The following is a 25,547-nucleotide window of genomic DNA, read 5'->3' as shown; positions in this document are numbered from 1 at the left end:
CGCTTTGCGCCATAGAGGCCGGCATTGGAAACAGCCGCCGTTGAAACCTTCAAACTGCATGCACGAATCCGCGCCGACGAAGTGAGCATTGTTTCGGAACTACCCGAGAATGCAGAACTGATCATCAACCAGAAAGACGGCTGAGATTGCTTCTCGATCATCTGTGACAACGGCAGGAACGGAAGGGCGGCTGGGCAACCTGCCGCCCTCTTTCCTCAGGGACAGAGGGCATCTTTGGCGGTGTGGTATTCCCGGTCGAGACGGTCGACATACGCCGCCGTCGTCATCACTTTTTTCACCGCTCCGATCCCCTGACCGCTGCCCCTGATGTCGCGCCAGGCCTTGGGGCGAACGTCGCCGGTGGCCAGATCGAGCATGTTGCCGATACCGGCTAGGTTGTCAGGATCAAGGCCAACCGCCCGTACCGACGGTTTCAGATAGTTGGCATTCACGCCGCTGAAATAGTTGGTATACACAATATCATCGGCCCCGCTGTCGACGATCATCTGCTTGTAATCCTCCGACGCCTCCGCCTCGGTCATGGCAATGAAGGGCGATCCGATATAACCAAAATCCGCGCCCATGGCCTGTGCCGCCAGAACGGCACGCCCGGTCGCGATGGACCCCGACAGAGCAAGCGGACCATAAAACCATTCCCGGATCTCCTGAACCAGCGCAAAAGGTGACAAGGCACCGGCGTGGCCGCCTGCGCCAGCGCAGACCGCGATCAGGCCGTCGGCGCCCTTGTCGATTGCTTTCCTGGCGTATTTGTTGTTGATCACGTCGTGCAGTACAATGCCGCCGCAATCATGCGCCGCTTGATTGACGTCTTCTCGTGCGCCCATTGATGTAATCCAGACCGGCACTTTCCAGCGCGCACATATTTCGATGTCCCGCTCAATCCGATCATTCGAACGATGGACGATCTGGTTGACCGCGAAGGGCGCGGCGGGCCGATCGGGATTGGCCTGATTGTGGGCGTCAAGCTCTTCGGTGATGCGCTTGAGCCAAGCGTCGAGCAGCGGCGGCTCCCCTTCGGACTCGCGTGCGTTCAGCGCCGGAAAGCTGCCGATAACGCCGGCCTTGCACTGGGCGATGACAAGATCCGGCCCGGACACCAGGAACATGGGCGAGCAGATCAAAGGCAGGCGCAAGCGGCCGAGAGGGGTGTCGGAGTACATTGTCTATTTCTTCTTTGCTGTTTCAACAGGGGGTGCCGAGGCCCGTAGCCTTGACGGGCGCGCATGGGCTTGACGGGCGCGCATGGGAAGGGAAGCCAATACAAACGTGGCAGCAGACCGCAAGGAAATACACAGAACGGGTGAAGTTTATGCATGTGTGATATTCCGCACCGGACTATAGCCCGTCGATCAATGCCACTCCTATCGTGTTCCATGCTAGCCCATTCTGGGAGGAGGAAGCGGTGCCATTGCTCTACAGCCGCTCGGAAAGCGTTGGTCGGATGACCTTCGATTTTCCCGAGAAGAAGAATGCCCTTGATCAAGACGCACGCAAAGAGATGGAACGCATCGTCACCCAGGTGCGCGACGATGACCGCGTGCGCGCGCTGTTGATCACGGGCGCCGGGGGCGCGTTTTGCGCCGGAGGTGACATCAACACTTTCGCCGGTTCTTCGCCCGTGGCCATGCGGGACCGCATGAAACAACAGCACCGCATAACCCGGATGCTATATGATCTTGAAAAGCCGGTCGTCGCGGCGGTTGCCGGGCCGGCCTTTGGCGTGGGGTTCAACATTGCACTTCTGGCTGACGTGATCCTGGCCGCGCCCTCGGCCCGCTTTTGCCAGGCCTATGCGCGCGTGGCGATCGTACCCGACGGTGGCGGGCTTTACTTGCTAGCGCGGACGGTCGGGACGCAGCGGGCGAAGGCGATGTTCCTGACGGCCCAGGTGATCGATGCCCAAGAGGCGCACGACCTTGGGATCGTCCACGCAATCCACAAAGAAGACGCGCTCGACGCAGAGGCCGCTGCGCTGGCCGCGCGTCTGGCCGAAGGGCCGACCCGAGCCTTTGGGCTGGGCAAGTCGATGCTGAACCGTGGCATGGATTGCGATTTTGCGACCTATCTCGAGATCGAGGCAACCGCCGAAGCCCATATCATGCAGACTGAAGATCACCGCGAGGCGGTCGCCTCTTTCAAGGAAAAGCGTCCGCCGCGCTTTGTCGGATCATGAACGCGGCGGCTGACAGTGGCCCGCTGGCCGGTCTCAGGGTGATCGACCTCGGGCAGGTCTACCTTGGGCCCTATTGCGGTCTGATGTTCGCGCTCATGGGGGCAGAGGTCATCAAGGTCGAGCCGCCCGGCGGCGACAGTATCCGCGGCATCGCGGGTGGGCGCGAGAACCCCGCAGCGATGATGCTCAATTCCAGCAAACAGAGCGTGACGCTCGATCTGGGGTCCAAGGACGGGCGCACCGCCCTGCTGGCGCTGGCAGATACGGCCGATGTTCTAATCGAGAATTTCCGTCCCGGTACAATGGAGAAACTGGGGCTGGGGCGGGAAACACTTTGTGCCCGCAATCCGCGCCTGGTCATGGGGTCAGGAAAGGGCTACGCGGAAGATTCAGCCTTCCGTGATGCGGCAGCGATGGATTTCCCCATTCAGGCCTTGTCCGGGTTGATGTCGGTCACGGGGTTTGCTGACGGACCGCCGGTGAAATGCGGGGCCGCCATCACCGATTTTTTGGGCGGTATCCATCTGTTCGGCGGCATCATGGCGGCGCTGCACGTGCGCGGCACCACAGGGCGCGGCGATTTCGTGCAGATCGCCATGCAGGACGTGGCGCATCACGCGCTGGCGTCCAACATTTCCAGTTTTCTGCTTGCGCCCGACGGGTTCACGGACAGGGCCGGGAACGGTCAGGCGGTGCTCAAGGTCGCGCCTTACGACCTGTTTCCGGCGCGCGATGGACAGGTGGCGATCATGTGCCTGAACGATCGCCACTGGCAACAACTGACCCGCGCCATGGGTCGCAGGGATCTTGCAGATGATCCGGAATTGGCCGAGGGGCCCGCGCGCTGCGCGCGCCGGGCCGAGGTCGATGGATGGGTGTCCGAGTGGACCTCCTGCCATACCCGCGACGACATTTTTGCGGCCTTGAGCGCCGCGCATGTGCCGGGCGCTCCGGTGCGCACAATCGGAGAGGTGGTATCCGACGAGGACATGCGCGCCCGCGGCATGATCCGGGATCTTCCGCATCCCGAGCTGGGCACGGTCCCCGTTCCGGGGCTGCCCATTCGGTTTGCCGGGCACGCACAGGCCGCGCCCGAACCCGCACCAGCCGCAGGCGCCGATACGGCACGCATTCTGACCGCCCTGAACCGGGGCCGGCCTTCCGCTCAATCAAAGGACAACAACTGATATGTTCAAGCTCGATCCGGAACTGGAAGACTTTCGCAACGAGGTACGCAAGCTGGCCGAACGCGAGTTTGCTCCCATGGCCGCCCATTGGGACGACAAGGAGGAATTCCCGACCGCGAACCGCGACAAGCTGGCCGAACTCGGTTACCTGGGCATGTTCATTCCCGAGGAATACGGCGGCTCCGGTGCGCCGGTGATCCAGGGCACGGTCTTCCTGGAAGAAATGGCGCGGGTCTGCTTCAACACGGCGCTGGTCTCGCAGCTTTACCTGAACGGCCCCTCACGGGCGATCAGCGTGCTGGGCAACGAGGAACAGAAAAAGCGGTTCCTGCCGGACATGGCGGCTGGCAGGAAATTCATCGCAATTGCCATCAGCGAACCCGAAGCAGGGTCGGCCGTGACCGACTTGCGCACCACGGCCACAAAGGACGGGGACGGTTGGGTTCTGAATGGCAACAAATGCTGGTCTACCGGCGCGCATGTGGCCGATTATGCGCTGGTCTTCTGCCGTTTCGGCAAGGCCAGCGGTGCCAAGGGGATCGGTGCCTTTGTCGTCGACCTGAAGAAACCCGGCGCACGGATCGGCCACATTTCGCTGAAAATGGGCGGCCGGGGCCTGACCGAGGCCGAGATCATCCTTGAAAACTACAAAGCCGGTCCCGAGGACGTGCTGGTCGAGGGCGATCCGGAAAGTTCGCGCTCCTTCGCGCTGTTGATGAGCAGTTTCGGACCCGAGCGGGTGGGCAATGCAGCGATGTGCGTCGGGCTGGCGCAGGGCGCTTTCGATGCGGCCAAGGCCTATTCCGAGATACGCCATCAGTTCGGCCGTCCAATCAAGGAATTCCAGGGCCTGCAATGGAAGATTGCCGACATGGCGACGCAGGTCCACGCCGCGCGCCTGATGGTCTATCGGGCAGCAACCAACCCGGCCCCGAACGGATTTCCCGACCCGATGGATGCGACCATGGCCAAGCTGTACGCCAATGAAATGGCGCAGAAGGTCACGAACGAGGCGCTCCAGATCCACGGCCATAACGGCTATACGCGCGAATATCCGCTGGAGCGCATGGTGCGGGACGCGCGCGGCTTTGCGCTTGGCGGCGGAACGGTCGAGATCCTGCGCAATACGATCGCCGCCATGGTCTATGGCCACAGCTTCGACCAGCGGCGGGGGTAGGGCGGATGCATCCCTCTTTGTTGACGGCAGAGCAGATCGCGCTCAAGGATGCCGCCCGCAAGCTGGCCCAAGGGGAATTCCGCGACCGTGCCGCGCGATGGGACCGCGAGGGTATCTACCCCGAGGAAAACCACCATCGCCTGGGCGCGCTTGGATATCTGGGCATGACCATCCCCGAGGCATACGGCGGCGGCGGCGCTTCGCTGGTCGATTGCTATCTCGTGATCGAGGAACTAGCGAAGGTGGATTTCAACACCGCGTTGATCGTCCACGATCAGAACGTCTCGCCCCGCATCATCGCCACCTGTGGCAGCGAGGCGTTGAAAGGCGCCTTTCTGCCGCGCTTCGCGGCAGGCGAAATCGAATGCGCGATCTCCTGGACTGAACCCGAGGCCGGGTCGGACGCCACCGCGGTGACGACGTCGCTGCGCCCGGACGGCAATGGGTTTGTTCTGAACGGCGGCAAGATCTTTACTACCTTCGGCGACAGGGCCGATTACCTTCTGGTTTATGCGCGGTTCTGCGACAGCAAAGGCGCGCGGGGCATCGGCACGGTGCTGGTGGAACGCGACAGCCCCGGCGTGACGGTGAATATCCTCGAGCAGAAGATGGGTGCGCGCGGGTGCAACGAATGCGAGATCCACTTTGACGATGTGCGGGTACCGGCCGACAATATTGTGACCGAAGGGCTGGCTGACGCGTCCAGTGGCTTTGTCCGCCCGCTGGCCGTCTACAACGCCACCCGCGTCGGAATGGGGATTCTGGCGCTTGGTGTCGCCGAAGGGGCGTTCGACCTCGCACGCGACTACATGAAGACCCGCCGACAGTTCGGCAAGGCGCTGTCCGACATGCAGGGGCTGCAATGGATGATGTCGGACATGACGGTGCAGATCGAGGCCGCGCGCGCGCTGTGCTACACTGCGCTGTCGCTGATCGACCGCGGCCAGCCCGATCCGACGCTGTCCTCGATCGCCAAGGTTCAAGCCACCGAAATGGCACAGCGCGTCACCCATGATGCCATGCAGATGTTCGGCGGCTACGGCTACTTCGGATCGCTGCCGTTGGAACGGATGGTGCGGGACGTGCGAATGCTGACGATCACCGGGGGAACCACCCAGATACACAAGAACGGGATTGCACGGTCGCTTTTCGCGGACTGACGAAAAATGCGCCACAGGGAGGGCGGTTATGGTAAATGATATCACTGTTGAACACAACGAAGGCCTGGCAGTGGTGTCGTTGAACCGGCCCGGCAAGTTGAACGCGCTGACCCTCGAAATGCGCGTCGAACTCATGGATACGTTTCGCGACATTCAAACCGACCCGCAAGTCCGGGCCGTATTGCTGCGGGCCGAGGGCCGGGCCTTTTGTGCGGGCGCGGATGTGTCGACGATGGGCAAGGACGATGTCTGGGGCGATCGGGCTCGTTTGTACCGTGCACACCAGATGATCCTTTCCATCTTCAACTGTGAAAAGCCGGTGGTCGCCGCTGTGCGTGGTCCGGCGGTGGGGATCGGTCTGAGCATGGCGCTGGCCTGCGACGTGCTGCTGCTTTCCGAGACGGCAAAACTTGGTCAGGTCTTTCGCAAGATCGGCCTGGCCCCGGATGGCGGAGCGGCGTTTCTTCTTCAGAACCTGATCGGGCGGCAGCGCGCGACAGACCTTGCCTTTTCTGCCCGGCTGGTGCCGGCCGACGAAGCCCTGAGCCTGGGATTGGCCAGCCAGGTGCATCCCGATGATGCGCTCGACAGGGCGGCCCTGGAGTATGCGGCGGATCTGGCCACCGGGCCGACCTTTGCCCTGGCTGGTGCCAAGCGGCTGATGCGCGCCGCGATGCAGCCTTCGCTCGAGAGTTTTCTTGAAACCGAAGCCGTCATTCAGGGGCAAATCATCAAGAGCGCAGATCACGCCGAAGGCATCGACGCATTCCTGAACAAGAGAAAACCGGTGTTCCATGGCGCATGACCAATCGATGTGCGCCCTTGTCATGACAGGGAAGAAATAGCGATGGAAACAGTGATTGAACGACTGGGCTGGGTGTCGCGGATTGTCACCTATGTCGCGACGGCCCTAGCCGCGCTGATGATGGTCCACGTCACGATCGATGTCGTTCTCAGCCAGTTCGTCGCCGAACCGCTGCCGGGCACGGTGGACTACGTGTCATATTATTACATGGTCGGGCTGGTCTTCCTGCCGCTGTCCTTCGTCGAATACACCAACGAACACATAAAGGTCGACCTGATCCACGATCTGCTTCCGACGGGGGCGAGGACCGTTCTCGACATGCTGGCACTGGCCCTGTCAGCGGCGTTCTACGGCCTTCTGACCTGGCAGACCTGGATAGACGCCGTCGAGAAATACACAATCGGAGAAAAATCCATGGGCATGGCGGCGGTGACCGTCTGGCCCGGTCGCTTCTTTCTGCCAATCGGCGCGGGACTGATCGTGCTGCTTCTGGTGACAAAGTTGATCCAACGCCCTTTCACGGACGCGAGCATGACCAGTCCTGAACGGGACATGTACGAATAGGAGCACGACGTTGAGCTTTTTTCAGATCGGCCTTGGCGGCATCGTCACTGTGATCGTGCTTGTATTGCTGCGCGTTCCAATCGCGGTTGCACTCGGCATCGTGTCCTTCTTCGGGTTCTGGGCCATGTTGGGCAGCGGGGCGGCATTCGGTCTGCTGACGGCGGTGCCCTATGATTTTGCAGCACACTGGACCCTGAGTTCGATCCCGATGTTCCTTTTGATGGGGTATGTCTGCTACCAGACCGATATCACGCGCGGGATATTCAAGGCCGCGCGGATCTGGCTGTCGTTTCTGCCCGGAGGGTTGGCGGTGGCCAGTGTCGGAGGAGCTGCGCTGTTTTCGGCGGCGGCCGGCTCCAGCCTTGCCTGCGCTGCGGCCATGGGACGGATCGCAGTGCCGGAAATGCTCAAGCGGAATTACGATCCCGGTTTGAGCACCGCCGTCGTGGCTGCGGCCGGGACCATGGGGTCGCTCATTCCGCCGAGCATCCTTTTAATCATTTACGGGATTTTCGCTGAAGTCGCGATCAGCAAGCTGTTTCTTGCTGCGATCGTGCCGGGCCTGCTGACGATGCTGGGTTACGCGGCAGTGATCATCATTCGCGTGCGGATCAACCCCGAAGTTGCGCCCCCGCTGGACGAACGCTCGTCCTGGCCGGAGCGACTGGACGCGCTCCGCGACACGTGGCCCTTGTTGTTGCTGGTGCTGGGCGTCTTCGGTGGATTGTTCTCAGGACTATTCACCCCGACACAGGCCGGTGCCGTCGGCGCCGCCTTGTCCTTCGTGATAGCAGCCGCGCGCGGCACTCTGAACTGGAGGGTCTCGAAGATCGCGCTTCTCGACACGGCGAAGATGACTGCGGCGATCTTCATCATCGCGGTGGGCGCCAATCTGTTCTCGCGTTTCCTGGCCATCAGCGGCGTACCCGAAGCGATGTCGGGCCTGGTGATCGACATGGGCGCCAGTTATCTGACGCTGGTCATCGGCACGGCAGTCATCTTTTGCCTGCTGGGCATGATCCTCGACCCTTTGGGAATCCTGCTGCTGACGCTGCCCATTCTTCTGCCGATCTACGAAGCAAATCATATCAGCCTGATCTGGCTTGGCGTGCTCGCCACCAAGCTCGTCGAGATGGCTTTGATAACCCCGCCGGTCGGGCTGAACGTCTTTGTGATCAAGGGCATCGTCGGAGATTCAGTTCCAATCTCACTGATTTTCAAGGGTGTCTTGTGGTTTCTGGCTGCGGATGTGGTGGTCCTGATCATCATGGTCGCCTTTCCCGACATGATCATGTTCTTGCCGGAGCTCGGCAATTGAAACGGCCATCCCGGCCGAGGTGAGTTCCGCGCCACAGCGGGACTTCGAAACAGAGGAGGAGACCACATGAGACTGACCAATACGCTGGCCGTGCTGGCGACAGCCGTTCTTGCGGCGACACCGGCCTTGGCCGAAAAGCGGGTGACGATAACCAACTGGACCTCGCCCAATCATGCGACATCGCGCGGCCAGGCTGCCTATGCCGAGATGACCGAGGGCGAGTTTCCAGGCGCTTTCGACTTCAAGCTTTTTTCTGGCGGCGCCCTGCTTGGGCCCAAGCCGACACTGTCCGGCCTGCGCGATGGTGTTGCCGATGTCGGCCTGCTGGCCTTTACCTATTTCCGGTCGGAAATGCCCTACGCGCAGCTGGTTGCCGATCTCGCGCTTCTCGGTGAAGACCACTATGCGATGGCCGGCGCGACCAGCGAATTCGTGATGCTGCACTGTCAGCCCTGCAAGGACGAGTTCGCCAAGAACGGCATGGTGGCGCTGAGCGGGATCAGCACGGCACCCTATGTACTGCTGACCACCAAGCCGATCATCGACATCGCAGACATGCAGGGCGTCAAGCTGCGCACCGGCGGGTCGGTCTGGGACCGCTGGGCGACGCGCCTGGGGGCGGAGCCGGTGAATGTGCCTTCGAGCGAGATGTACGATACGATGAGCCACGGTGTCGTGACCGCCGCGGTGCAGCCGATCGGGGCGCTCAAGGGGCATAGCCTGATCGAGGTTGCAAAGCACCTGACGGAACTGCCGCTGGGCACCTATCATTCCGGTTCGATCTTTGCCGTCGGCCCGAAGTTCTGGGCCTCGCTTTCGCCGGAGCAACGCGAGCAATTCGTCAAAAAAATCCCCGAAGCCGTGGCGCAGACCGAGGTGTACTACGAAACCGACGATCTGGACGTGCTGAAAGAGGCGAGCGAGCTTGGTTTGGAGGTCCACGAGCCCTCGCCGGAGTTTCTTCAGGATCTCATGGGTTTTCGGACCGCCGATCTTGAGGAGATCGCGCGCATTTCACGCGAGGAACGCGGCATCGAGGAGCCCGAGGCGCTGATTGCGAAGTACCGGGAACTGATCGAGAAATGGAACGGCCTGGTCCGGCCGCTGCACCCGATCCGGGACAATCATCAGCCTTACGCCGATCTTCTGCGTCAGGAAATCTATTCCAAGATCGACCTGGCAACCTACCCGGACTGATCTGTTTCCGGCCTGAACGCAAAGCGGCCCTTCGCGGGAAGGGCCGCTTTGTTCTGTTCCGATCTTCCGGTCAGAGCGTGGCTTCGGTGCCCAGGATATTCGTCACCTGGCTGGAAAGGACGCCGCCATTGCCGTGGGCCAGGGCCAGTTCGGCACCGCCGATCTGGCGGGCTCCCGCGTCGCCGCGCAATTGCCGCACCGCTTCGACCAGCGTGAAGATGCCATACATCCCGGGATGCACGCAGGACAGGCCGCCACCGTTGGTATTGACCGGCAGGTGACCGCCGGGCGCGATGCCGCCATCTGCGACGAACGCACCGCCTTCGCCTTTCCTGCAAAAGCCCAGATCCTCAAGAAACAGGATCACGTTGATGGTGAACGCGTCGTAGAGCTGGACCACGTCGATCTCCGCGGGCCTGACGCCAGCCATGTCCATCGCCGTTTGACCCGATTGCACGGCGCCGGTCACGGTCAGATCTGCCATTTCGGAGATGTCGCGGTGCGTCGTGCCCTCGCCGCCGCCCAGCAGATACACCGGGGGATTGGGATGATCCTTGGCCGTCTCGGCCCGCCGCATCACGATGGCGCCGCCGCCATCGGTGACCAGGCAACAGTCGCGCACCCGCAGCGGGTCTGAAACCAGCCGCGACGCAATGACATCTTCGCGCTTCAGTGGATCGCGCAGGAAGGCTTCGGGGTTCTTTTGGGCCCAGGCGCGGGTCGCCACCGCCACGTCGGCGAGCTGTTCGCGCGTGGTGCCGAACTGCGTCATGTGACGGTCCGCGGCTAGCGCATAGGAGGAAAGGGGGAACAACGGCCGGTAAGGCGCTTCGTAGGTCGGTAGACCCAGCGAGGTCATCAGCTTGCCGGACGCGGTGCGTTGGTTCGATCCGTAGCAGATCAGCACGGTATCCGCGAGCCGCAATTCGAGCAGCATCGCAGCCCATAGCGTATGCGACAGGAACGACGAACCGCCGATGCGGTTGTTCATCGTGAACTTGGGGCTCAACCCAAGTTCCTGCGCCAGGGTCAGCCCGGACAGCATGTCCAGCGGCTGGCAGGTGGCGATGGCGTCGACTTCGCCAAGCGCAATCCCCGCGTCGGCCAGTGCGCCATGCACGGCCTCGATTGTAATCTCCATCGCGCTTTTGCCATGGGCCTCGCCACAGCCCGCCAAGGCGGCACCGACAATGGCGGCTTTTCCCCGCAAACTCATTGCGCACCTCCTTCGGGAAGGAAGACCACGGCGGGTTCACCCTCCGCGCCTTCGCCGACCGAAGCGGTGACCTTCAGACCGGCAACGATCCTGTCGTGCGCGATGCCGTCGATGCGCGACATCATGCGCACGCCTTCCTCCAGGTCCACCAGAACCACATTGTAGTCACCGCCTCTTTCCGGCTTGCGGCGCACGACTGTACGCGCATAGACAGTGCCTCTGCCGGTGGGCGTGACCCATCCCAGGTCTGCGCCTCCGCAAGCCGGGCAGATCACGCGCGGATGAAAAACATGGGTGCCGCAGCCGCCGCATTTCTGAATTTCGAAGGTGCCCTCGGCCAGTTTCGCGGCAAAGACGGCATCCGGCCCGGGGCCTTTTTCAACGCCGGGCATCTCAGAACCCGATGTGGAACCCGCCGTTCACGCTCAGGTGCTGGCCGGTGATATAGGATGCTGCCTCGGACAGCAGGAAACAGACGGGCTGCGCGACCTCGCCCGGGGTGCTCATCCGGCCCATCGGGATCTGCGCCATGTACTTGTCGACGAACTTGTCGGAGCGGATGGTTTCGGTCATCGGTGTCTCCACCATTCCGAAACAGACCGAATTGACGTTGATCCCGTAACGGCCCCATTCACGAGCGGCGCTCATCGTCAGGCCCAGAACCCCGGATTTTGCCGCGCCGTAATTGATCTGGCCGATGGTGCCGCGACGCCCGGCATCGGACGAGATGTTCACGATGGCGCGGCGCGCAGCGCTCTCCGAGTCTTTTTCGGCCTGATCCCTGTAATAGGTGCCGACAGCCTGAAGGCAGGCAAAGACCCCGGTGAGGTTCACGTCGATGACCTGCTGCCACGTGGCCCGGTCCATCTTGTGGATCATCGCTGCGCGGACGATGCCCGCATTGTTGACAAGCCCATTGATGTCGCCAAATTCGTCGAGGGCGAATTTCACCAGTTCCTCGGGAAAGTCCGGGTCGGCCACATTCCCGACGATGGCGCGGGCGTTGCCACCGATCTGTTCGGCGGTTTCCTTGACGCCGTCTGCGTTCAGGTCGTTCACCACGACCTTTGCACCCAGCTCTGCCGCCAGCGCCGCCACGCCACGGCCGATACCCTGTCCGGCGCCTGTGACGATAACCACCTGATCTTCCAATGCCATCGGGTTGATCATATCTGTCTCCTCAGTTCTTTGATCTGTTGCTATGTATTCGCAGCTGGCTGACGCAGGATGTCACGTCGGCGCGGTGAGCCGCTTGATCACCGCATCGCCATGCGCCAGGCGGACGCCGTCCTGATTGAAGATCTCGCCTTGGGCAAAAACCAGTTTGCGGCCGCCCCCCGCCACGCGGGCGCGGGCCGTCAGCGTGTCGCCTTCGACCGCCGGACCGACAAAACTGGTGGTGAGCGAAAGTGTAAGGCAACGATGGCCCGGGCGGTCTTCCCCGGCGTAGGCCGCGCAAAAGGTGACCGCGTTGTCCAGCATTGTCGCGAAAACACCGCCATGCACCGCAAAAGCGCCGTTCAGGTGATCGCGGACGATCGGCAATTCCAGTTCGGCCTTGCCGTCGAACCACGATACAAAGCGCACACCCAGCATGGCGTTGAACGGGGCGGGTATCTCTGGTCTGCCGTCCTGCGCACTCATCTTGCGGGCTCCTGCGTGTTCGAGAACATCACCAGCGCGATTGCCAGTGCCGCCAACCCGATACCTGTCCCCACCGCAGCAAGGATCGGAATGGCCAGACTCGCATGCGATGGCAGGGCGAAGACCAGTCCGGAGACGCCGAGCAAAATCCGAGCAATTGTACCCATCAAGCCGGAGCCGATCCTCCCGACGCCCAGCAGATACCCCTGGATACCGGCGCAGATCAACAGAATGCCGATACTGGCGCGCAGGACCGTGAGCAGGCTTTCGAGCGGACCGGCCTGCAGGGTGAACGCCGGGTCGAGGACGAAGAAGAACGGGATGATGTAGATGATTGTGCCAAGTTTCATCGCTTCGAAGGCTGACGCGAAGGGTTTGGCCTGGGCAATGGCCGCCGCAGCAAAAGCCGCCAGCGCAACGGGGGGCGTGATATAACTTAACATGCTCCAGTAAAGTATGAACAAGTGGACGCCGATGGGATCCAGCCCGCCGGCGATCAGGGCAGGTGCCAGCGAAACCGCAAGAATCACGTAGGCGGCGGTCACGGTCATACCCATTCCAAGGATGAAACTGGTCATGGCCCCCAGAAGCAGCAGAAGAAAGGTGTTGCCGCCCGCGATGAACAACAGATCGTTGGAAATCGTCCCGGACATCCCGGTTACCGCCAGTCCGCCGACGATCAGCCCGACCGCCGCGAGGATAGCCACCAGTTCGACGAACAACCGTCCCGTGGCGATCAGGAAGTTCATCAGCTCCTTCCGGCCCCAGCGTGACTTGGACAGAAGCTGGTTCAGGATCAGTAGCAACGCGGTCGCATAGAACGGGGCGATGGCCTCGCGCTTGAGGTAGAGCAGCATCCAGATCAGAAGCCCGAAGACCGCGAGAAAGTACCAGCCTTCGCGCAACACCCGGCCGATCCTGGGAAGATCCGCGCGCGGAACGCCTTTGAGGCTGTTACGCGCTGAATACCCGTCGATCTGTGCAAACAGGCCGAAGAAGTAGAACAGCGATGGCAGAACCGCCGCAATCACGATGTTGGTGTAGTCCGTCGCCAGGAACGTTGCCATGACAAAGGCGGTGGCGCCCATGATAGGGGGCATCAGCACCGCCCCCGTCGAGGCCGCCGCTTCGATCCCTGCCGCATAATTGGGCCTGAACCCCACCTTCTTCATGGCCGGAATGGTAATCGAGCCGGTTGTCAGCACATTGGTGATGACGCTACCGCTCATCGAACCTGTCAGGCCGCTGGTCAGAACGCCCACCTTGGCCGGCCCGCCGCGGACATGTCCGAGCGCGGCAAAGGCGATGTCGATAAAGAACGGACCCGCGCCGGTATGTTGCATTGCGACCCCGAAAATCATGAACCCCACGACCAGATTAACAAAGCTGCGCATCGGTATTCCCAGCACGCTTTCGCCGCTCATCGCGTGGAAGATTGCCGTCTCGACGGGCGTGCGCTGGAAGCCCTGGATGGGTCCGGGGGCATAGCTGGCCACCATGGGGTAAATGGAAAACACCAGGATTACGCCGAAGAGCATCCAGCCGCCGGTGCGCCGCGCCGCGACGAGCAGCAGGAACCAGAAGGCGAAGCTGGCGATTACGGCATGAAGGGGCGCGGCGAAATCCCACCCTTTGTTCACCACGCTGCGCCCGTAGTAGGCAAAGAAAGCGCAGGTGATCAGAGCCAGCAGCGCCAGAAAGTAATCCCACCACCGCGTCGATCCGTAGGGGTCTGACTTTGAGCAAGGGAAGACAAGGAACACCAACGGCAGCGTCAGCAAGAGCATCACGTACAGGTAGTGAATCTCAAGCAACCGGATGTTCATGAAGAACCCCAGATTGAAGAGATGGTTGACCGAGGCCGCGGTCAAAAGCACCGCTGAGGCGACGAGCAACCAGCGCACAAATGCGGGCAGGGTGCCCATGCCGGCCGGTTGCGCCGGCGCGTCCTGTGTTACTTGTGACATGCCCGTATTCCTGTTGTGTGCTGCGTTGTTTATTGCGCGACGCCCGCTGGACGCCGCGCCGCGTCGCATCAGCGGAAAAAGACCTCGTGGCCGGCTTCTTCCAGTGCCTGAGCGCGGGCTTTCATCCATGCAGCGGTAAATTCTTCTTCACCGTCAGGTGCGTCGGCGACAAATCCGCTCCAAGCCTGGGCGAGGACGTCTTGCCGATTCACCAGTTTGTCCTGATTTGCCTGGGCCTCTGGTGTCCAAAGACCCTTTCCCTTGAAGTAGGCCACGCTGCCATCGCTCCATGGCATCACCCAGGAAAGGATCTGGCGGTCAATCGCATATGCATTGGCACCGGGGGCGGCATCCTTGTAGTCGTCGAACCCCTCGTCAAGCGCGGCGACGATGTTGCGAACTTCGGTGCTATCCTGATCGGTTTCAGTGACAAGGATCGGATAGGGGTACAGCGCCATGGGCAGGGGAGAGTCGGGGTCGATGGTTGGCCCCACCGACACCATGTGCGGTGTGACAAAGGGCGTCACGCTGGTGTAGCGGGCCCAGGCTTCGCTTTGGTCCGCAGGTGTTTCAAGCCATTTGAGGCCGCGTGGGCTCGACTCGATCTGGTAGTTCACAGTGGTCGTCGTCAGAGCAAAGGCCGCATCGACACGATCTTCCAGAATGCCCTTGAGAGAGTTCACATAGCCCGAAAATTCCACCGCCTCCACGTCGTCCCATGTCAGGTCGGCAAAGGCCAGAAGACCTTCCATGTTGTTGTCAATCGCGGGAGAGCTGACGGCGCGAGCGACCCGTTTCCCCTTGAGATCTGCGATCGTGTCGATGCTCGCATCGGCGGCGACAGCGACACCCAGTCCGTAGTTGCCAACGGCCTGAAGAACTGCCCGGATCGGCTGCGGCCCCCATTCAGGCGCAGCAAAAAGGAAAACCCCTTCGGCCGCGAAATAGGAGGCGATACCGCACAGGCAGTAATCGACCGTCCCGTTCTTGAGAGGCGTCATGCGCGAGACATCGTTCCGTCCCGGAAGCACGCGGACCGTCGATCCGTAATTGCTGCGCATCATGTTGCCGATGGCAATGGAATGGGCATGACCGGCCGATCCCGTGTCATAGGCCGACCACGCGATCACGTCAGGCAGATCGATGTCTTGTGCGCCCGCCGAGGTCGCAATTGCCAGACATGCGGCAGCGATACCAGTTATCTTGAACTTCATGGTTTTCTCCTCCTTGTTGGTCGTTGGTCCCGGACGTCTCCCCTTCGGATCACAGCTCTGAAAACGCGACATCCTTATCCACGCGTATTTCAGGCGGCAGTCCGAGAATGCGTTCTCCGATGATTGTGCGCTGGATCTCGTCAGATCCCCCGGCAATGCGGTTGCCCGGCGCGGTCAGGTATTCGTTTCGCCAGCGCGCCACGTCATCTCCAGATTTGGCCGATATACCGGCCGCAGTTCCGGCCAGTTCCATCCCGAAAGCGCCCATTTCTTGCCGCAGCTTGCCCAGCAGCAGTTTTCCGATCGAGCCCTCTTCACCCGGCGCATCGCCGCGCGACAGTGATGTCATGACCCGGTAGGAGGTGAATTCCAGCCCGCGTTGCCGTGCGATAAAATCGGCAATGCGTGCGCGCACTTCGCCGTCCTCGAAGGCCGGGCGGCCGTTCCGTTCGACACGGGTGGCCAGATCGATCAATTCCTCGGCCCGTGCGCCGCCACTGGCCCGGCCGACGGAAATGCTGAACCGTTCATTCATGAGTGTGGTCAGCGCCACCTTCCACCCTTCGGATTCACCGCCCAGGCGGGCGCTGTCTGCCACGCGCAGGTCGTCGATGAACACCTCGTTGAAGCTGGAGCTGCCCGAAATCTGGCGAATTGGACGGGTTTCGATGGCCGGGTCGGACATGTTCACAAGGAACATGGTCATCCCCTTGTGCTTGGGCACCTGTGGATCTGTGCGCGCCAACAGGATGCCGTGGGTGGAATAATGTGCCCCCGAGGTCCACACCTTCTGACCGGAAATCACCCATTCGTCGCCTTCGCGGCGCGCCCGGGTGCGGATACCGGCCAGATCGGACCCGGCGGCGGGTTCGGAAAACAGCTGGCACCAGATGTCTTCGCCCGTGAGGGCACGGGGCAGGAATGTGGTTTTCTGGTCATCGGTGCCGTGAATCATGACCGTAGGCCCGACCAGCCCAATCCCGATCAGAAAGACGTTGGGCGGTACGGCATAGCGTCCTTCCTCCTGATTCCAGATCACCTGCTCGATCGGGGTGGCATCACGACCGCCGAACGCGCGGGGCCATGTCAGCCCCGCCCAGCCCGCCTCGGCTTTTCGCGCTTGCCAGTCGCGCGCGCGGGCAACTTCGTCGGCATCGCGGGCCATGAAATGATCCTGTGCCTTTTCGCTGCCATCGCGGCGAGTCGCGTTGGCATCCAGCCAGTCGCTCGCTTTGGCGCGGAATGCGGCTTCTTCTGGGCTATCGCTGAAATCCATTCGTTCAGTGTCCTTGTCAGTTAGCGGCCGCTGGTCCGTTCGCCAGTTCGCAAAGCAACCGATCGCGCCAAAGATCGGCGGGACCGAGTTCGGCCTTCAATTGCCAGCCGCGCCGCAGAAACAAGTGCGGGTCGGCGGCCCAGGTGAATCCGATCCCGCCGTGAAGTTGCACCGATTCCTCGGTGGCGAATTGCACTGCAACGAGTGCGGAGAGGCGCGCCACAGCCGCGGCTTCGGCCAGTCGGTTATCCCCGCTCGCCAGCGCCCACGCACCGAAAAAGGCATTGGACCGTGCCAGTTCGATCTTGGCGAACATGTCCGCGAGCCGGTGTTTGACCGCCTGAAAACTGCCGATCTGGCGTCCGAATGCCTGCCGCTCGCAGGCATAGTCTCTGGTCAGTGAAAGCGCGCGTTCGGCCAGACCGATCTGTTCGAAGGCAGCCAGCACTGCGGCGCCGTCCAGAAGGGTCCGGATCGCCGCGGGATCGGAACCGGGCAGCACTTCAACCGGCGCACCGTGAAAGACGATTTCGGCTGCCGGACGTGTCCGGTCGATCGCATCCTGCGGATTGATCGACACTGAAGGATCGGAAAGATCCGCCAGATAAAGGCGCACGGTGCCGCCTTCGTCCAGCGCAGCGACCAATGCAAATGACGCATCGGCTGCAAAAAAAACTGGTGATTTGCGTCCAGAAAGGCGGTCCTGCACCACTTTTGCGGAGACCCTTTCTGGTGCAGACCCTCCATCCTCGGCAAGCGCGGTGGCGACGATCAGGCGGCCTTCGGCGATGCCCGGCAACAGCTTTCCTTTTTGACTTTGCGTGCCCAAGTCCTGAATCGCCGGGGTCGCCAGGCCAAGAACCGGGGCAAAGGGTACGGCGGCCAGGCTGCGGCCAATCTCTTCGGCGACAACGGCCAGTTCGACCGCCCCCATCGCCGAACCCCCGTAGTCTTCGGCAATCGCAAGACCCAGCCATCCGCCGCCCGCCAAGGCGGCCCATGTTGCGGAATCGAACCCTTCGGCAGTCTCAAGACAGTCATGCACCACCGCGAGAGTGGCGTAATCGCTCAGCATTCGTGCCAGTGTGTCGCGTATAGCATCCTGTTCGTCGGAAAAACCGAAATTCATGCTGGTGCCCTTCGGATCATGGCATTGGTTGCCCACTCACGAAAGGGTAGTTCAGCGCTCGGTATGTCCCAAACGCTATCCGGCACCAGCCGCGCGAAACCACATATGTGCTGTGGTGCCGAAAAGCGGTCCATGGAGCGAAGGATGTGATTCATCAAGAATGTGCTCAATCGGCGTGAAAGCCGTAAAAAACGAGGCGGTCGATTGATTGTTGCCGAGCTTGCCGCCTAACCTTGAAAAACCGGGGCGTGTTCCGGGCGCAGGACAGGTGTGGCCGAACCCTCTCAGAAAATGGAACTGATCAAGGGAATTTTGCGGAATGGAAACTGTAGGACTCGGATTTTGCTACGAAGATTTACCGGTCGGGCGCAGGTTTCGGACCATTGGCCGCACCGTGACCGAAGCCGACATCACGAATTTTGTCAGCGTCACCGGCATGCTTGAGGTCTTGTTCATCAATAGCGACTTCCGCGAGAAGGAATCCAACATTCCCGGTTTCGCCGCTCCAGGTGCGCTGGTCTACACTTTCATGGAAGGGCTCTTGACCCAATCCACAATGCAACATACGGGCTTTGCCTTTCTGGACATGGAACTTAAGGTCATGGGACCCACGTTCGCGGGGGACACCATCCATTGCGAAGTGGAGGTAATCGAATCGCGCCGGTCGAAGAGTCGGCCGAACCGAGGACTGGTGCGGACGCGAAACAAGGTGTTCAAGCAAACTGGAGAGCAGGTATTGGAGTATACGCCGTTGCGGATGATCAAGGCACGCACGACGGATACTGAGCCGGGAGAGGCATAGGCGTGTTCCGGATAACGGCACTGGAGACACGATTATGAAAACCGCGCGATCTGACCGAGCTGAAGCCGCCGGAGACAGATCAGGCGCGCCCCGGTCTCTGACCCGTATCCTCGCGCTTTTCGACCTGTTGGCGTACAGCAAACGGCACATGTCTCTTTCGGAACTCAGCAACGCGATTGGTTGCCCCAAAAGCAGTTTGCTGGTGCTTCTTCGCCCTCTCACCGAGAAGGGGTACCTGATGCGCGAGGAAGACAATTACTTTCTGGGCCCGAGGATCTTTCAGTTCGCCCAGTCGATCCTGACCAACCACCCGTTCGAGGCGGTGCTGCGCGGGGTGATGAGCGATGTGGTCAAGGAGACGGGCGAAACCATCCTGTTTGCCGTCCGGGATGGCGAGAATGTCGTTTATTCGTCGGTGGTCGAAAGCCCCCAGCCCGTTCGATACGTTGCCCAGCAGGGGATCAATCGGCCGCTTTTCTGTTCGGCGTCGGGGCTGGTCATGCTGGCTTTCGACACGCAGCAGGAACTGGACGACTACTTTCGGCGCACCGAGTTGAAGCCCCTTACGCCCAACTCCATCGTCGACGAAAATGAACTGCGGCGGATAATCTCTCAGATTCGCAAATCGGGGTATGCCAGCACGGCCGGCACGGCGCATGTCGATGCTGCGGGTTTCGGGGTGCCGGTCTTTCGTGCTGACGGAAACCTGGCAGGGGCCTTGGTGATCGGCGCCCCCCTGGAGCGCGCCAAACGAAACGAAAAAAGCTATGTGGCCGCGGCCAAGACAGCGGCCGAACGGCTTTCCAGAGCGCTAGGCTATCCTTCGGGGCTTGAAGAGGGTCCTGATGAAACCGCCTGGCACTAAGCCGTTTCGGCTTTGACTTGAGACACGAATGCCTTGCCACGCCTTCGGCGTTCCCGGGACATCTCAGTCGCGGGATGATTCAGGTAAGATCCGGAACGCTCCAGGTGCACGCAGCCCGTCCCGGTTTCCGGACCACTGGCGGGCTCATCGCAGACCCAGCCCCCGTGCAATGATGCCGCGAAGGATTTCGCGGGTGCCCCCGCGGAGCGAAAACGACGGGACCGCAAGTTCGGTAAAGGCCAGAACCGCCGCATAGCTGTCGCGGCCGTTGGGCACTGCCGGACGCGAGACAAGACTGCGAGCCAATCGCGGAATGTCCTGTTCGAAGAGCGCGCCCAGGTCCTTGACGATGGCCGCTTGCAGGGACGGGTTCTTTCCTTCGTTCAGCATTCCGGCCACCGATCGTGACATTTGTCGCAGCACCATCAGATGTGCGGACAGGCGGCCGATCTCGGCCTGCTGCGCTTCGGTGGCGTCCTCGCGCAGCAATCGGATCAATTCCTCGATCAGGGCGAAGGACGACAGAAACCGCTCCGGTCCGCTGCGTTCGAAGGCCAGTTCGCTCATGACCTGTGACCAGCCCTCGCCCTTTTCGCCGAGCAGCGCATCGGATGGGAGAAAGGTATCGTCGAACACGACCTGGTTGAAATGATGCTCGCCTCCAAGGTCGATGATCGGGCTGATCTGAATGTTGTCGGTGGCCTTGAGATCGACGAGGAACTGACTCATCCCGCCGTGGCGGTCATCGCTCTTGCCGGTGCGGCAGAACAGGATCATGTAATCGGCGACATGGGCGTAGGTCGTCCAGACCTTGGTGCCGTTGATCCGGAACCCGCCTTCGACCTCGGTGGCAACGGTGCGTGTCGCCGCAAGGTCCGATCCGGAATCCGGCTCGCTCATCCCGATGCAGAAACAAAGCTCGCCCGCGGCGATTCGTGGTACGATCCGGCGTTTCTGATCATCGGTGCCCTTGGCCAGTATGAGCGGGCCGCTCTGTCGATCTGCGATCCAGTGTGAAATCACCGGCGCACCGGCGGCCAGCAGCTCTTCGGACACGACATAGCGCTCCAGTGCACTGCGCGCGTGGCCGCCGTATTCCTTGGGAAAGGTCATGCCGACCCAGCCGCGCCGTGCCAGCTTTCGTGAAAAGTCGCGGCTGAACCCATTCCACGACTCCGCGCGTTTTTCGGGCGGGAAATCGGCCAGTTCCTCGGCCAGGAACGCGCGGACCTCTTGCCGGAGGTCGTCATAGTCGGTGCAGGACGGGGGGGGCGGAAACGCTGTGAGGCTCATGCAGGCGCTCCTTGTACAGCGCTGTCGGTGATGAAATGCCAGAAGGTGTCGTGCGGGCTCGACAGGGCAGCCCGCCCCAGTTCCCCGGTCCAGTCGAGCTCAGTGCCGAACTCGTCACGCCAGCCCCAGATCCGCTTGGTGAAATGGTGAAGCGAATGTTCCTGGGTGTAACCGATTGCCCCATGGATCTGATGGGCCAATGCCCCGACTTTCTCCGCCGCTTCCCCGGCGCGGGCCTTGGCAGCGGCAACGGTCAGTGCAAAGGCTGGTGTATCATAGCTGACTGCGGCCATCTCGGCGGCAGTGCGCGAGGCAGCGGTTTCTCCGGCCATGGTCGCAAGATAGTGCTGGATCGCCTGAAACTTGCCGATGGGCCGCCCGAACTGCACCCGGTCGTTGGCGTACTGAACGCTCATCTCCAGAATGGTCTCCATCGCGCCGGCGATGGCCAGACTGCGGATCAATGCGCCGAGCGCGCGCATCCCCTCCACAGGTCGCGACACGACGCCGACATCGGCCTCTGTCAGCGCAAGATCGACCTCGGCATCGTCGCGTGGCATCCCGGCAAGATCCTGCGCCGGGTCCAGGGCCAGTTCCTTGACCGGCAAGGACAGGACGTGATCGGCGCCGTCCAGGACGGCGTTGGTCACGATCCGGTTCGCCCAGCGGGCAAACGGCACCAGTGTCAGATGCCCGCTCGCGTGGATCTTCTCGCCGCGCCGTTCCAGCCGCAGCGCCTCGCCCTCGGCAATGGTCAGCCTGCCGCCGGGAAGGGCCAGATTCGCGCCCGCCAGAACCGCGTTGGCGATCAGGGTTTCTGCCAGCGGCAGGGGCAGGCCATGCGCCCCGGCGAGGCGCACGAGCCCAAGCGCCTCGCCGGGGAGCACGCCGAACCCGCCTGCGGCCTCAGGCACCAGCGCCATGGCTAGTCCAGCTTCCTCGATCCGCATCCAGAGAGCCTCGGGGAATTGCCCGGAGGCGGCGTCTTCGCGCAGGCGGTGGGTGACATGGTCGCGGAACAGACGGTCGGCCATGTCATGGATCATCGAGTCCATCAGACAGTCCTTTCAGACGTTGCTAAATTGGCAGCGGACGTGCCATGCTCTGGTCTGTCCTGCCGCGTATAGGCTGTTTGTCCGTCGGGGGCCGTCGGCTCTTGCAACCCTGGAAGATGCAGCCGCGTGCGCAGATCCCGGCGGAACGCCCTGGCAGCGGGCGGCACGCCCCCGTCCCTGCGATATTTCCCGAGACAATCGGCAATCTTGTCCCCGATCGCTGCAGGCGTCGCCGGATCCGAGGGCGAACCGGGGTGCGCCGCGACTGAGGTTTCGGCCAGGGTTACGTTCCCTTTGCGCAGTCGGACATGGACCGCGCCACGGTCCACGCCGACGTGATCCCGCCCCACTTCCGGTGTGGTTTGGATACTGACCATGTCCATAAGCCGGCGAACCGCGGGGCGATGGGGGCTGTCCCCCTCGAAATCCATCAGCCCGACCTGGCCTTGATGCAGGGCCACGGCGAGCGTATAGGCGGCGCAGAACTTGGCTTGCATTCCATCCTTGGGGTCGGTGACATGCAACGGGACCATGACGTTTTCGGGCACCGTCATTTCGATCACTGATCCTTCCGGCACCGCGTTGCCGCCGCGTTCGGCGTAAAGATGCCGCCCCGCGGCGATCATCCTGTGGGTGAGGTAGCAGCAGGGATACAGCTTGCGGGACACCGTGCCCAGATCGATCCGCGGTTCCACCTCTGCGGAGTCGGCCGCAAGCCCGTCCGCGCCAGCATAGAGATCGAAGAAGCCGCGCGCTGCGAATATATCGGGGGCGCCCGTGATGTCGGCCTCGGCCATCCGGGCGGCGCGCAGTCCGACAAGGGCGGCGTTTCCGGCTTGGATCGGTTTCGCCATGGCGCCGAAATTGATCTGCATCCCCCCGGCCAGCGACGCAGCCAGGGACAGGGCGTTACTGACCGCATCGTCATCGAGCCCAAGCTGATGCGCGACCGCTGCCGCCGATGCCAGAACCCCGATGGTCGATGTTGCGTGCCAGCCCTTGTTGTAGTGACCGAAACCCAGGATTTGACCGAGCGCGACATTGACGCCTGTTCCGACCGCAAGCGCGGGGGCAATGCGGCTGGCCGACTCCGGCCGTGCATCCGCGATGGCCAGCAGCGCCGGCACGATTACAACACTGGGATGGGTGACGCTGACCGTGTGGACATCGTCGAAATCGAGCGCATGCCCGGCGACCGCGTTGAGGAACGCGGCCTGTTCGGGGCTGCCGCCTTCGGCGGCTCCCGCCGGGACTGTCGGCCCGCCCTCGTCGAGCGCGGCCAGTCGGCGAACCACCGGTTCATGCCACCCACCATAGATGACGGCCATGGTATCCTCAACGCAAAGCGCGGCCTGCTGGGCGTCGGCATCGCTGAGCCGGTGCGGCGTGGCGACGAACCGCGTCAAACGGGTGGTGAAATCGCTGATCATCCTTTTCCTTCTCTGACACTGTACACTGACTCATGAAGCAGGACGATATCAACTCTCGGCCCCTCTCTTTCGCACATATGTGCGGGAACAGGATACTCGCGTTGTGATCTTTGCGGCCATTGGGCAATCTGGGTGTTCATCCTTCCCCCATATCCATGCCGGATCGGGCGTGGGCCGTGACCGACAAAGCTTCGGAAAGAAGAACAAATGTGGCTGTGGGTATCGGCGTGAAAAGTCGGGAAGACATGCACGCAAGTGCGAAGAGACATTTCGAGGCGTTTTTGTCTTATTGTTCGCCTGCCGATGTATCCTCAGAGACCCGGAAACACGGCGGTCGGTTCCGCCGGAAATCCGGGCTCGCCGTCCCTGTGCCGATAAGATGAGCGCCTTGTGTGTCCTTGCGCGTGTCCCTGCTTGTGAAGGGGAAATTATCGGCATCGCATTTCCGCCATCGTGCCATGAGCGACCGCATCTGCCGTTGTGTCACAGACACAACGGACGCCTTCGGGAAAGGGGGGGCAGATGTCGCCCGTCGAGCCCCTGAAACGTTCATGCAAGCGTAACGGAATTACCGCCATCTGTCTGCTGACTTGTCTCGGCGCTGCCATCGTGCAGGGTGTCTTCTCCTCCAGCGTCGCGTCCATTGCCGCCGTGCCGTTCTTCGGAATCTATCTCGTTGTTGCCTCCTGCTATATCGCCCGCGTCGGATGGGTGCTGCTTTTCTTTTCCCTCGCAATTGCCCTTCTGGCGCTGGCCGATGGCATCGACACCGGCATCTTCGTTCAGGCGGCGGGGCGTGTCGTGTTCCTGTCCGCGCTGCTGTCGGCTGTCGCATTCCTGCGCATCGCGGCCACCCAGGACCCGATTGTCGAGGTCGCCGGTGAATTCCTGACGCTGCAGCCGCCGACCCGTCGTTACGCCTCTCTGGGTGCGGGCGGACATCTGTTCGGCGTGCTTCTGAACCTCGGCGGGCTTGGTGTGATGCTGGAGATCATCATGAAAGGGCTGGCGGCGCATCGGCATGAGATGGACGAATTCGTGTTCCAGGCCCGCAAGCGCAGGATGGTAAGTGCCTGTATGCGGGGGTTTTCCTCGATCGCTTTCTGGACGCCGTTCGGGATCGCTCTCAATCTGATGATTCTCACGATTCCGGGGCTCGAATGGGCGGCCCTGGCCCCCTACGGGATTGTGCTGGCCGGGGTGCTGTTTCTTCTGGGATGGCTGTTCGACACGGTGGAATGGTGGCGCCCGCCCTCGGCGCGCGGCCGGGCACCGGCCCTGTACGGTGACTTGCCGGGCTGGAGCCGCTGGGCTGTCCTGATTGTGGCCGGACATGTCCTTTTTCTGGGAGCCGCCGTTGTGACGCTGGACAGGTTGACCCAGTACAGTTTCCAGACCGTCCTGATCACCATCGTTCCGATTTACGCGCTGCTCTGGTCGGCGCTGCGCAGCGGCCGCGGCAGCATTGGCGGAATGTCGCGACGATTCGTGGCCCAGGCACCGGGTTTCGCGACCGAGATGAGCGTCATCGCCTCGGCGGGGTTCATCGGTCTTGTCGCACTGGAAGTTGCGCCGGTTGAATGGGTTGCCGACCATCTCGGCTGGATTGCCGCGCGGCCAGTCACGACAGTTGTGTTATTGATCATGACGGTGTTCCTGACGGGGCTTCTGGGCGTGCACCCGATGATCTCGGTGGTCCTGCTGGCAGAAGTGGTCAACCGCGTCGGCGTGGATGGTTTGTCGCCGCTTGCTCTGGGCCTTGCGCTGGCGGGCGGCTGGAGCAGCATCATCTGCATGGGGCCGGCCATCACGGCCGTGGTCTATACCTCTTCCATCGTGGGAGAGCGGCCGCTGACCATCGGTTTGCGGTGGAACGGAATTTTCGGTGTTGCGAGCATCCTCCTCATCACGCTCATCGTTGGCGGCGGTGTCGCGGCAGGGTGGTTCTGACCGGTCTCAATTCCCTGTCAGGATCCGGGCGCAAGCATTCCCACATATGTGTTCGATCAGTCTTTGCGCCAGCCGGAAGGTGATGGATCGCGAGCCGTCGACTA

At 61.9% G+C, this 25,547-nt stretch carries 23 protein-coding genes; 11 read left to right on the top strand and 12 right to left on the bottom strand.

Annotated features, from left to right (window positions below; genetic code table 11):
* Window positions 1-215: 215 nt before the first annotated feature.
* The gene (locus OB2597_RS00670) at window positions 216-1,181 is read right to left on the bottom strand and encodes an NAD(P)H-dependent flavin oxidoreductase (protein WP_009803569.1); all 966 of its coding nucleotides are present in this window, start codon (window positions 1,179-1,181) and stop codon (window positions 216-218) included.
* A 242-nt stretch (window positions 1,182-1,423) separates the two neighbouring features.
* Here OB2597_RS00670 and OB2597_RS00665 point away from each other — a divergent pair, with 242 nt between their 5' ends.
* The 8 genes from OB2597_RS00665 to OB2597_RS00630 all read left to right on the top strand — a co-directional run bounded on the left by OB2597_RS00665 (window position 1,424) and on the right by OB2597_RS00630 (window position 9,602).
* Window positions 1,424-2,194, top strand: coding sequence for an enoyl-CoA hydratase/isomerase family protein (locus OB2597_RS00665; protein ID WP_040608766.1), 771 nt, complete (start codon window positions 1,424-1,426; stop codon window positions 2,192-2,194).
* Window positions 2,191-3,381 (top strand): CaiB/BaiF CoA transferase family protein, encoded by a 1,191-nt coding sequence (locus OB2597_RS00660; protein ID WP_009803567.1) that lies wholly within the window; start codon window positions 2,191-2,193, stop codon window positions 3,379-3,381. The genes OB2597_RS00665 and OB2597_RS00660 overlap by 4 nt, the downstream gene beginning before the upstream one ends.
* Window position 3,382: 1 nt before the next feature.
* Complete coding sequence (locus tag OB2597_RS00655; protein ID WP_009803566.1) at window positions 3,383-4,558, top strand: acyl-CoA dehydrogenase family protein; 1,176 nt, start codon at window positions 3,383-3,385, stop codon at window positions 4,556-4,558.
* 17 nt (window positions 4,559-4,575) lie between these two features.
* The gene (locus OB2597_RS00650; protein ID WP_009803565.1) at window positions 4,576-5,718 is read left to right on the top strand and encodes an acyl-CoA dehydrogenase family protein; all 1,143 of its coding nucleotides are present in this window, start codon (window positions 4,576-4,578) and stop codon (window positions 5,716-5,718) included.
* A gap of 28 nt (window positions 5,719-5,746) precedes the next feature.
* Entirely contained in the window at window positions 5,747-6,523 is a 777-nt protein-coding gene (locus tag OB2597_RS00645; protein ID WP_040608764.1) for an enoyl-CoA hydratase/isomerase family protein, read from the top strand.
* Window positions 6,524-6,565: 42 nt separating this feature from the next.
* Entirely contained in the window at window positions 6,566-7,087 is a 522-nt protein-coding gene (locus OB2597_RS00640) for a TRAP transporter small permease (RefSeq protein ID WP_009803563.1), read from the top strand.
* Window positions 7,088-7,097: 10 nt separating this feature from the next.
* Window positions 7,098-8,405, top strand: coding sequence for a TRAP transporter large permease (locus OB2597_RS00635; RefSeq protein WP_009803562.1), 1,308 nt, complete (start codon window positions 7,098-7,100; stop codon window positions 8,403-8,405).
* Between the two features lie 66 nt (window positions 8,406-8,471).
* On the top strand, window positions 8,472-9,602 hold the full coding sequence (locus OB2597_RS00630; protein WP_009803561.1) for a C4-dicarboxylate TRAP transporter substrate-binding protein: 1,131 nt from the start codon (window positions 8,472-8,474) through the stop codon (window positions 9,600-9,602).
* A 70-nt stretch (window positions 9,603-9,672) separates the two neighbouring features.
* Here the strand turns inward: OB2597_RS00630 and OB2597_RS00625 are convergent, their stop codons facing one another.
* The 8 genes from OB2597_RS00625 to OB2597_RS00590 form a co-directional block, all read right to left on the bottom strand.
* Complete coding sequence (locus OB2597_RS00625; RefSeq protein WP_009803560.1) at window positions 9,673-10,818, bottom strand: thiolase; 1,146 nt, start codon at window positions 10,816-10,818, stop codon at window positions 9,673-9,675.
* Window positions 10,815-11,210, bottom strand: coding sequence for a Zn-ribbon domain-containing OB-fold protein (locus tag OB2597_RS00620; protein ID WP_009803559.1), 396 nt, complete (start codon window positions 11,208-11,210; stop codon window positions 10,815-10,817). Before OB2597_RS00620 ends, OB2597_RS00625 begins: the two co-directional genes overlap by 4 nt.
* Window position 11,211: 1 nt before the next feature.
* Window positions 11,212-11,988, bottom strand: coding sequence for an SDR family NAD(P)-dependent oxidoreductase (locus OB2597_RS00615; RefSeq protein WP_009803558.1), 777 nt, complete (start codon window positions 11,986-11,988; stop codon window positions 11,212-11,214).
* A 60-nt stretch (window positions 11,989-12,048) separates the two neighbouring features.
* Entirely contained in the window at window positions 12,049-12,414 is a 366-nt protein-coding gene (locus tag OB2597_RS00610; protein ID WP_009803557.1) for a PaaI family thioesterase, read from the bottom strand.
* Between the two features lie 44 nt (window positions 12,415-12,458).
* Window positions 12,459-14,429 (bottom strand): TRAP transporter permease, encoded by a 1,971-nt coding sequence (locus OB2597_RS00605; protein ID WP_040608760.1) that lies wholly within the window; start codon window positions 14,427-14,429, stop codon window positions 12,459-12,461.
* Window positions 14,430-14,497: 68 nt separating this feature from the next.
* Window positions 14,498-15,643 carry a TAXI family TRAP transporter solute-binding subunit gene (locus tag OB2597_RS00600; RefSeq protein ID WP_009803555.1) on the bottom strand — a complete coding sequence of 382 codons (1,146 nt, stop codon included), beginning with the start codon at window positions 15,641-15,643 and terminating at the stop codon, window positions 14,498-14,500.
* Between the two features lie 49 nt (window positions 15,644-15,692).
* Window positions 15,693-16,919, bottom strand: a complete 1,227-nt coding sequence (locus OB2597_RS00595; RefSeq protein WP_009803554.1) for an acyl-CoA dehydrogenase family protein — start codon at window positions 16,917-16,919, stop codon at window positions 15,693-15,695.
* Between the two features lie 16 nt (window positions 16,920-16,935).
* Complete coding sequence (locus OB2597_RS00590; protein WP_009803553.1) at window positions 16,936-18,048, bottom strand: acyl-CoA dehydrogenase family protein; 1,113 nt, start codon at window positions 18,046-18,048, stop codon at window positions 16,936-16,938.
* Between the two features lie 319 nt (window positions 18,049-18,367).
* Between OB2597_RS00590 and OB2597_RS00585 the strand changes: the two genes are divergently transcribed.
* Both OB2597_RS00585 and OB2597_RS00580 read left to right on the top strand, forming a co-directional pair.
* A complete protein-coding gene (locus OB2597_RS00585) occupies window positions 18,368-18,850 on the top strand; it encodes a MaoC family dehydratase (RefSeq protein ID WP_009803552.1) in 483 nt (160 codons plus the stop codon).
* 34 nt (window positions 18,851-18,884) lie between these two features.
* Complete coding sequence (locus OB2597_RS00580) at window positions 18,885-19,715, top strand: IclR family transcriptional regulator (protein WP_084658450.1); 831 nt, start codon at window positions 18,885-18,887, stop codon at window positions 19,713-19,715.
* Window positions 19,716-19,859: 144 nt separating this feature from the next.
* Here the strand turns inward: OB2597_RS00580 and OB2597_RS00575 are convergent, their stop codons facing one another.
* The 3 genes from OB2597_RS00575 to OB2597_RS20765 are packed head-to-tail and all read right to left on the bottom strand — an operon-like array spanning window position 19,860 to window position 23,493.
* Window positions 19,860-21,008: an acyl-CoA dehydrogenase family protein gene (locus OB2597_RS00575; protein ID WP_009803550.1), complete on the bottom strand. Its 1,149-nt coding sequence runs from the start codon at window positions 21,006-21,008 to the stop codon at window positions 19,860-19,862.
* Entirely contained in the window at window positions 21,005-22,054 is a 1,050-nt protein-coding gene (locus tag OB2597_RS00570; protein ID WP_274377785.1) for an acyl-CoA dehydrogenase family protein, read from the bottom strand. Before OB2597_RS00570 ends, OB2597_RS00575 begins: the two co-directional genes overlap by 4 nt.
* Window positions 22,055-22,062: 8 nt before the next feature.
* Window positions 22,063-23,493 carry an MmgE/PrpD family protein gene (locus OB2597_RS20765; protein WP_009803548.1) on the bottom strand — a complete coding sequence of 477 codons (1,431 nt, stop codon included), beginning with the start codon at window positions 23,491-23,493 and terminating at the stop codon, window positions 22,063-22,065.
* 522 nt (window positions 23,494-24,015) lie between these two features.
* Here OB2597_RS20765 and OB2597_RS00560 point away from each other — a divergent pair.
* Window positions 24,016-25,443, top strand: coding sequence for a hypothetical protein (locus OB2597_RS00560; protein WP_009803547.1), 1,428 nt, complete (start codon window positions 24,016-24,018; stop codon window positions 25,441-25,443).
* Window positions 25,444-25,547: the final 104 nt, after the last annotated feature.

It is taken from the genome of Pseudooceanicola batsensis HTCC2597 (assembly GCF_000152725.1).
Taxonomy (GTDB): Bacteria; Pseudomonadota; Alphaproteobacteria; order Rhodobacterales; family Rhodobacteraceae; genus Pseudooceanicola; species Pseudooceanicola batsensis.
This window is presented reverse-complemented; position numbering and strand designations above follow the sequence as displayed.

Excerpts from the sequence above, each read along its gene's own strand:
- OB2597_RS00670 (WP_009803569.1), bottom strand. The coding sequence starts at position 1,181 with ATGTACTCCGACACCCCTCTCGGCCGCTTGCGCCTGCCTTTGATCTGC.
- OB2597_RS00660 (WP_009803567.1), top strand. The coding sequence starts at position 2,191 with ATGAACGCGGCGGCTGACAGTGGCCCGCTGGCCGGTCTCAGGGTGATC.
- OB2597_RS00655 (WP_009803566.1), top strand. The coding sequence starts at position 3,383 with ATGTTCAAGCTCGATCCGGAACTGGAAGACTTTCGCAACGAGGTACGC.
- OB2597_RS00645 (WP_040608764.1), top strand. The coding sequence starts at position 5,747 with ATGGTAAATGATATCACTGTTGAACACAACGAAGGCCTGGCAGTGGTG.
- OB2597_RS00640 (WP_009803563.1), top strand. The coding sequence starts at position 6,566 with ATGGAAACAGTGATTGAACGACTGGGCTGGGTGTCGCGGATTGTCACC.
- OB2597_RS00630 (WP_009803561.1), top strand. The coding sequence starts at position 8,472 with ATGAGACTGACCAATACGCTGGCCGTGCTGGCGACAGCCGTTCTTGCG.
- OB2597_RS00625 (WP_009803560.1), bottom strand. The coding sequence starts at position 10,818 with ATGAGTTTGCGGGGAAAAGCCGCCATTGTCGGTGCCGCCTTGGCGGGC.
- OB2597_RS00620 (WP_009803559.1), bottom strand. The coding sequence starts at position 11,210 with ATGCCCGGCGTTGAAAAAGGCCCCGGGCCGGATGCCGTCTTTGCCGCG.
- OB2597_RS00615 (WP_009803558.1), bottom strand. The coding sequence starts at position 11,988 with ATGATCAACCCGATGGCATTGGAAGATCAGGTGGTTATCGTCACAGGC.
- OB2597_RS00610 (WP_009803557.1), bottom strand. The coding sequence starts at position 12,414 with ATGCTGGGTGTGCGCTTTGTATCGTGGTTCGACGGCAAGGCCGAACTG.
- OB2597_RS00605 (WP_040608760.1), bottom strand. The coding sequence starts at position 14,429 with ATGTCACAAGTAACACAGGACGCGCCGGCGCAACCGGCCGGCATGGGC.
- OB2597_RS00600 (WP_009803555.1), bottom strand. The coding sequence starts at position 15,643 with ATGAAGTTCAAGATAACTGGTATCGCTGCCGCATGTCTGGCAATTGCG.
- OB2597_RS00595 (WP_009803554.1), bottom strand. The coding sequence starts at position 16,919 with ATGGATTTCAGCGATAGCCCAGAAGAAGCCGCATTCCGCGCCAAAGCG.
- OB2597_RS00590 (WP_009803553.1), bottom strand. The coding sequence starts at position 18,048 with ATGAATTTCGGTTTTTCCGACGAACAGGATGCTATACGCGACACACTG.
- OB2597_RS00585 (WP_009803552.1), top strand. The coding sequence starts at position 18,368 with ATGGAAACTGTAGGACTCGGATTTTGCTACGAAGATTTACCGGTCGGG.
- OB2597_RS00580 (WP_084658450.1), top strand. The coding sequence starts at position 18,885 with ATGAAAACCGCGCGATCTGACCGAGCTGAAGCCGCCGGAGACAGATCA.
- OB2597_RS00575 (WP_009803550.1), bottom strand. The coding sequence starts at position 21,008 with ATGAGCCTCACAGCGTTTCCGCCCCCCCCGTCCTGCACCGACTATGAC.
- OB2597_RS00570 (WP_274377785.1), bottom strand. The coding sequence starts at position 22,054 with ATGATCCATGACATGGCCGACCGTCTGTTCCGCGACCATGTCACCCAC.
- OB2597_RS20765 (WP_009803548.1), bottom strand. The coding sequence starts at position 23,493 with ATGATCAGCGATTTCACCACCCGTTTGACGCGGTTCGTCGCCACGCCG.
- OB2597_RS00560 (WP_009803547.1), top strand. The coding sequence starts at position 24,016 with ATGTCGCCCGTCGAGCCCCTGAAACGTTCATGCAAGCGTAACGGAATT.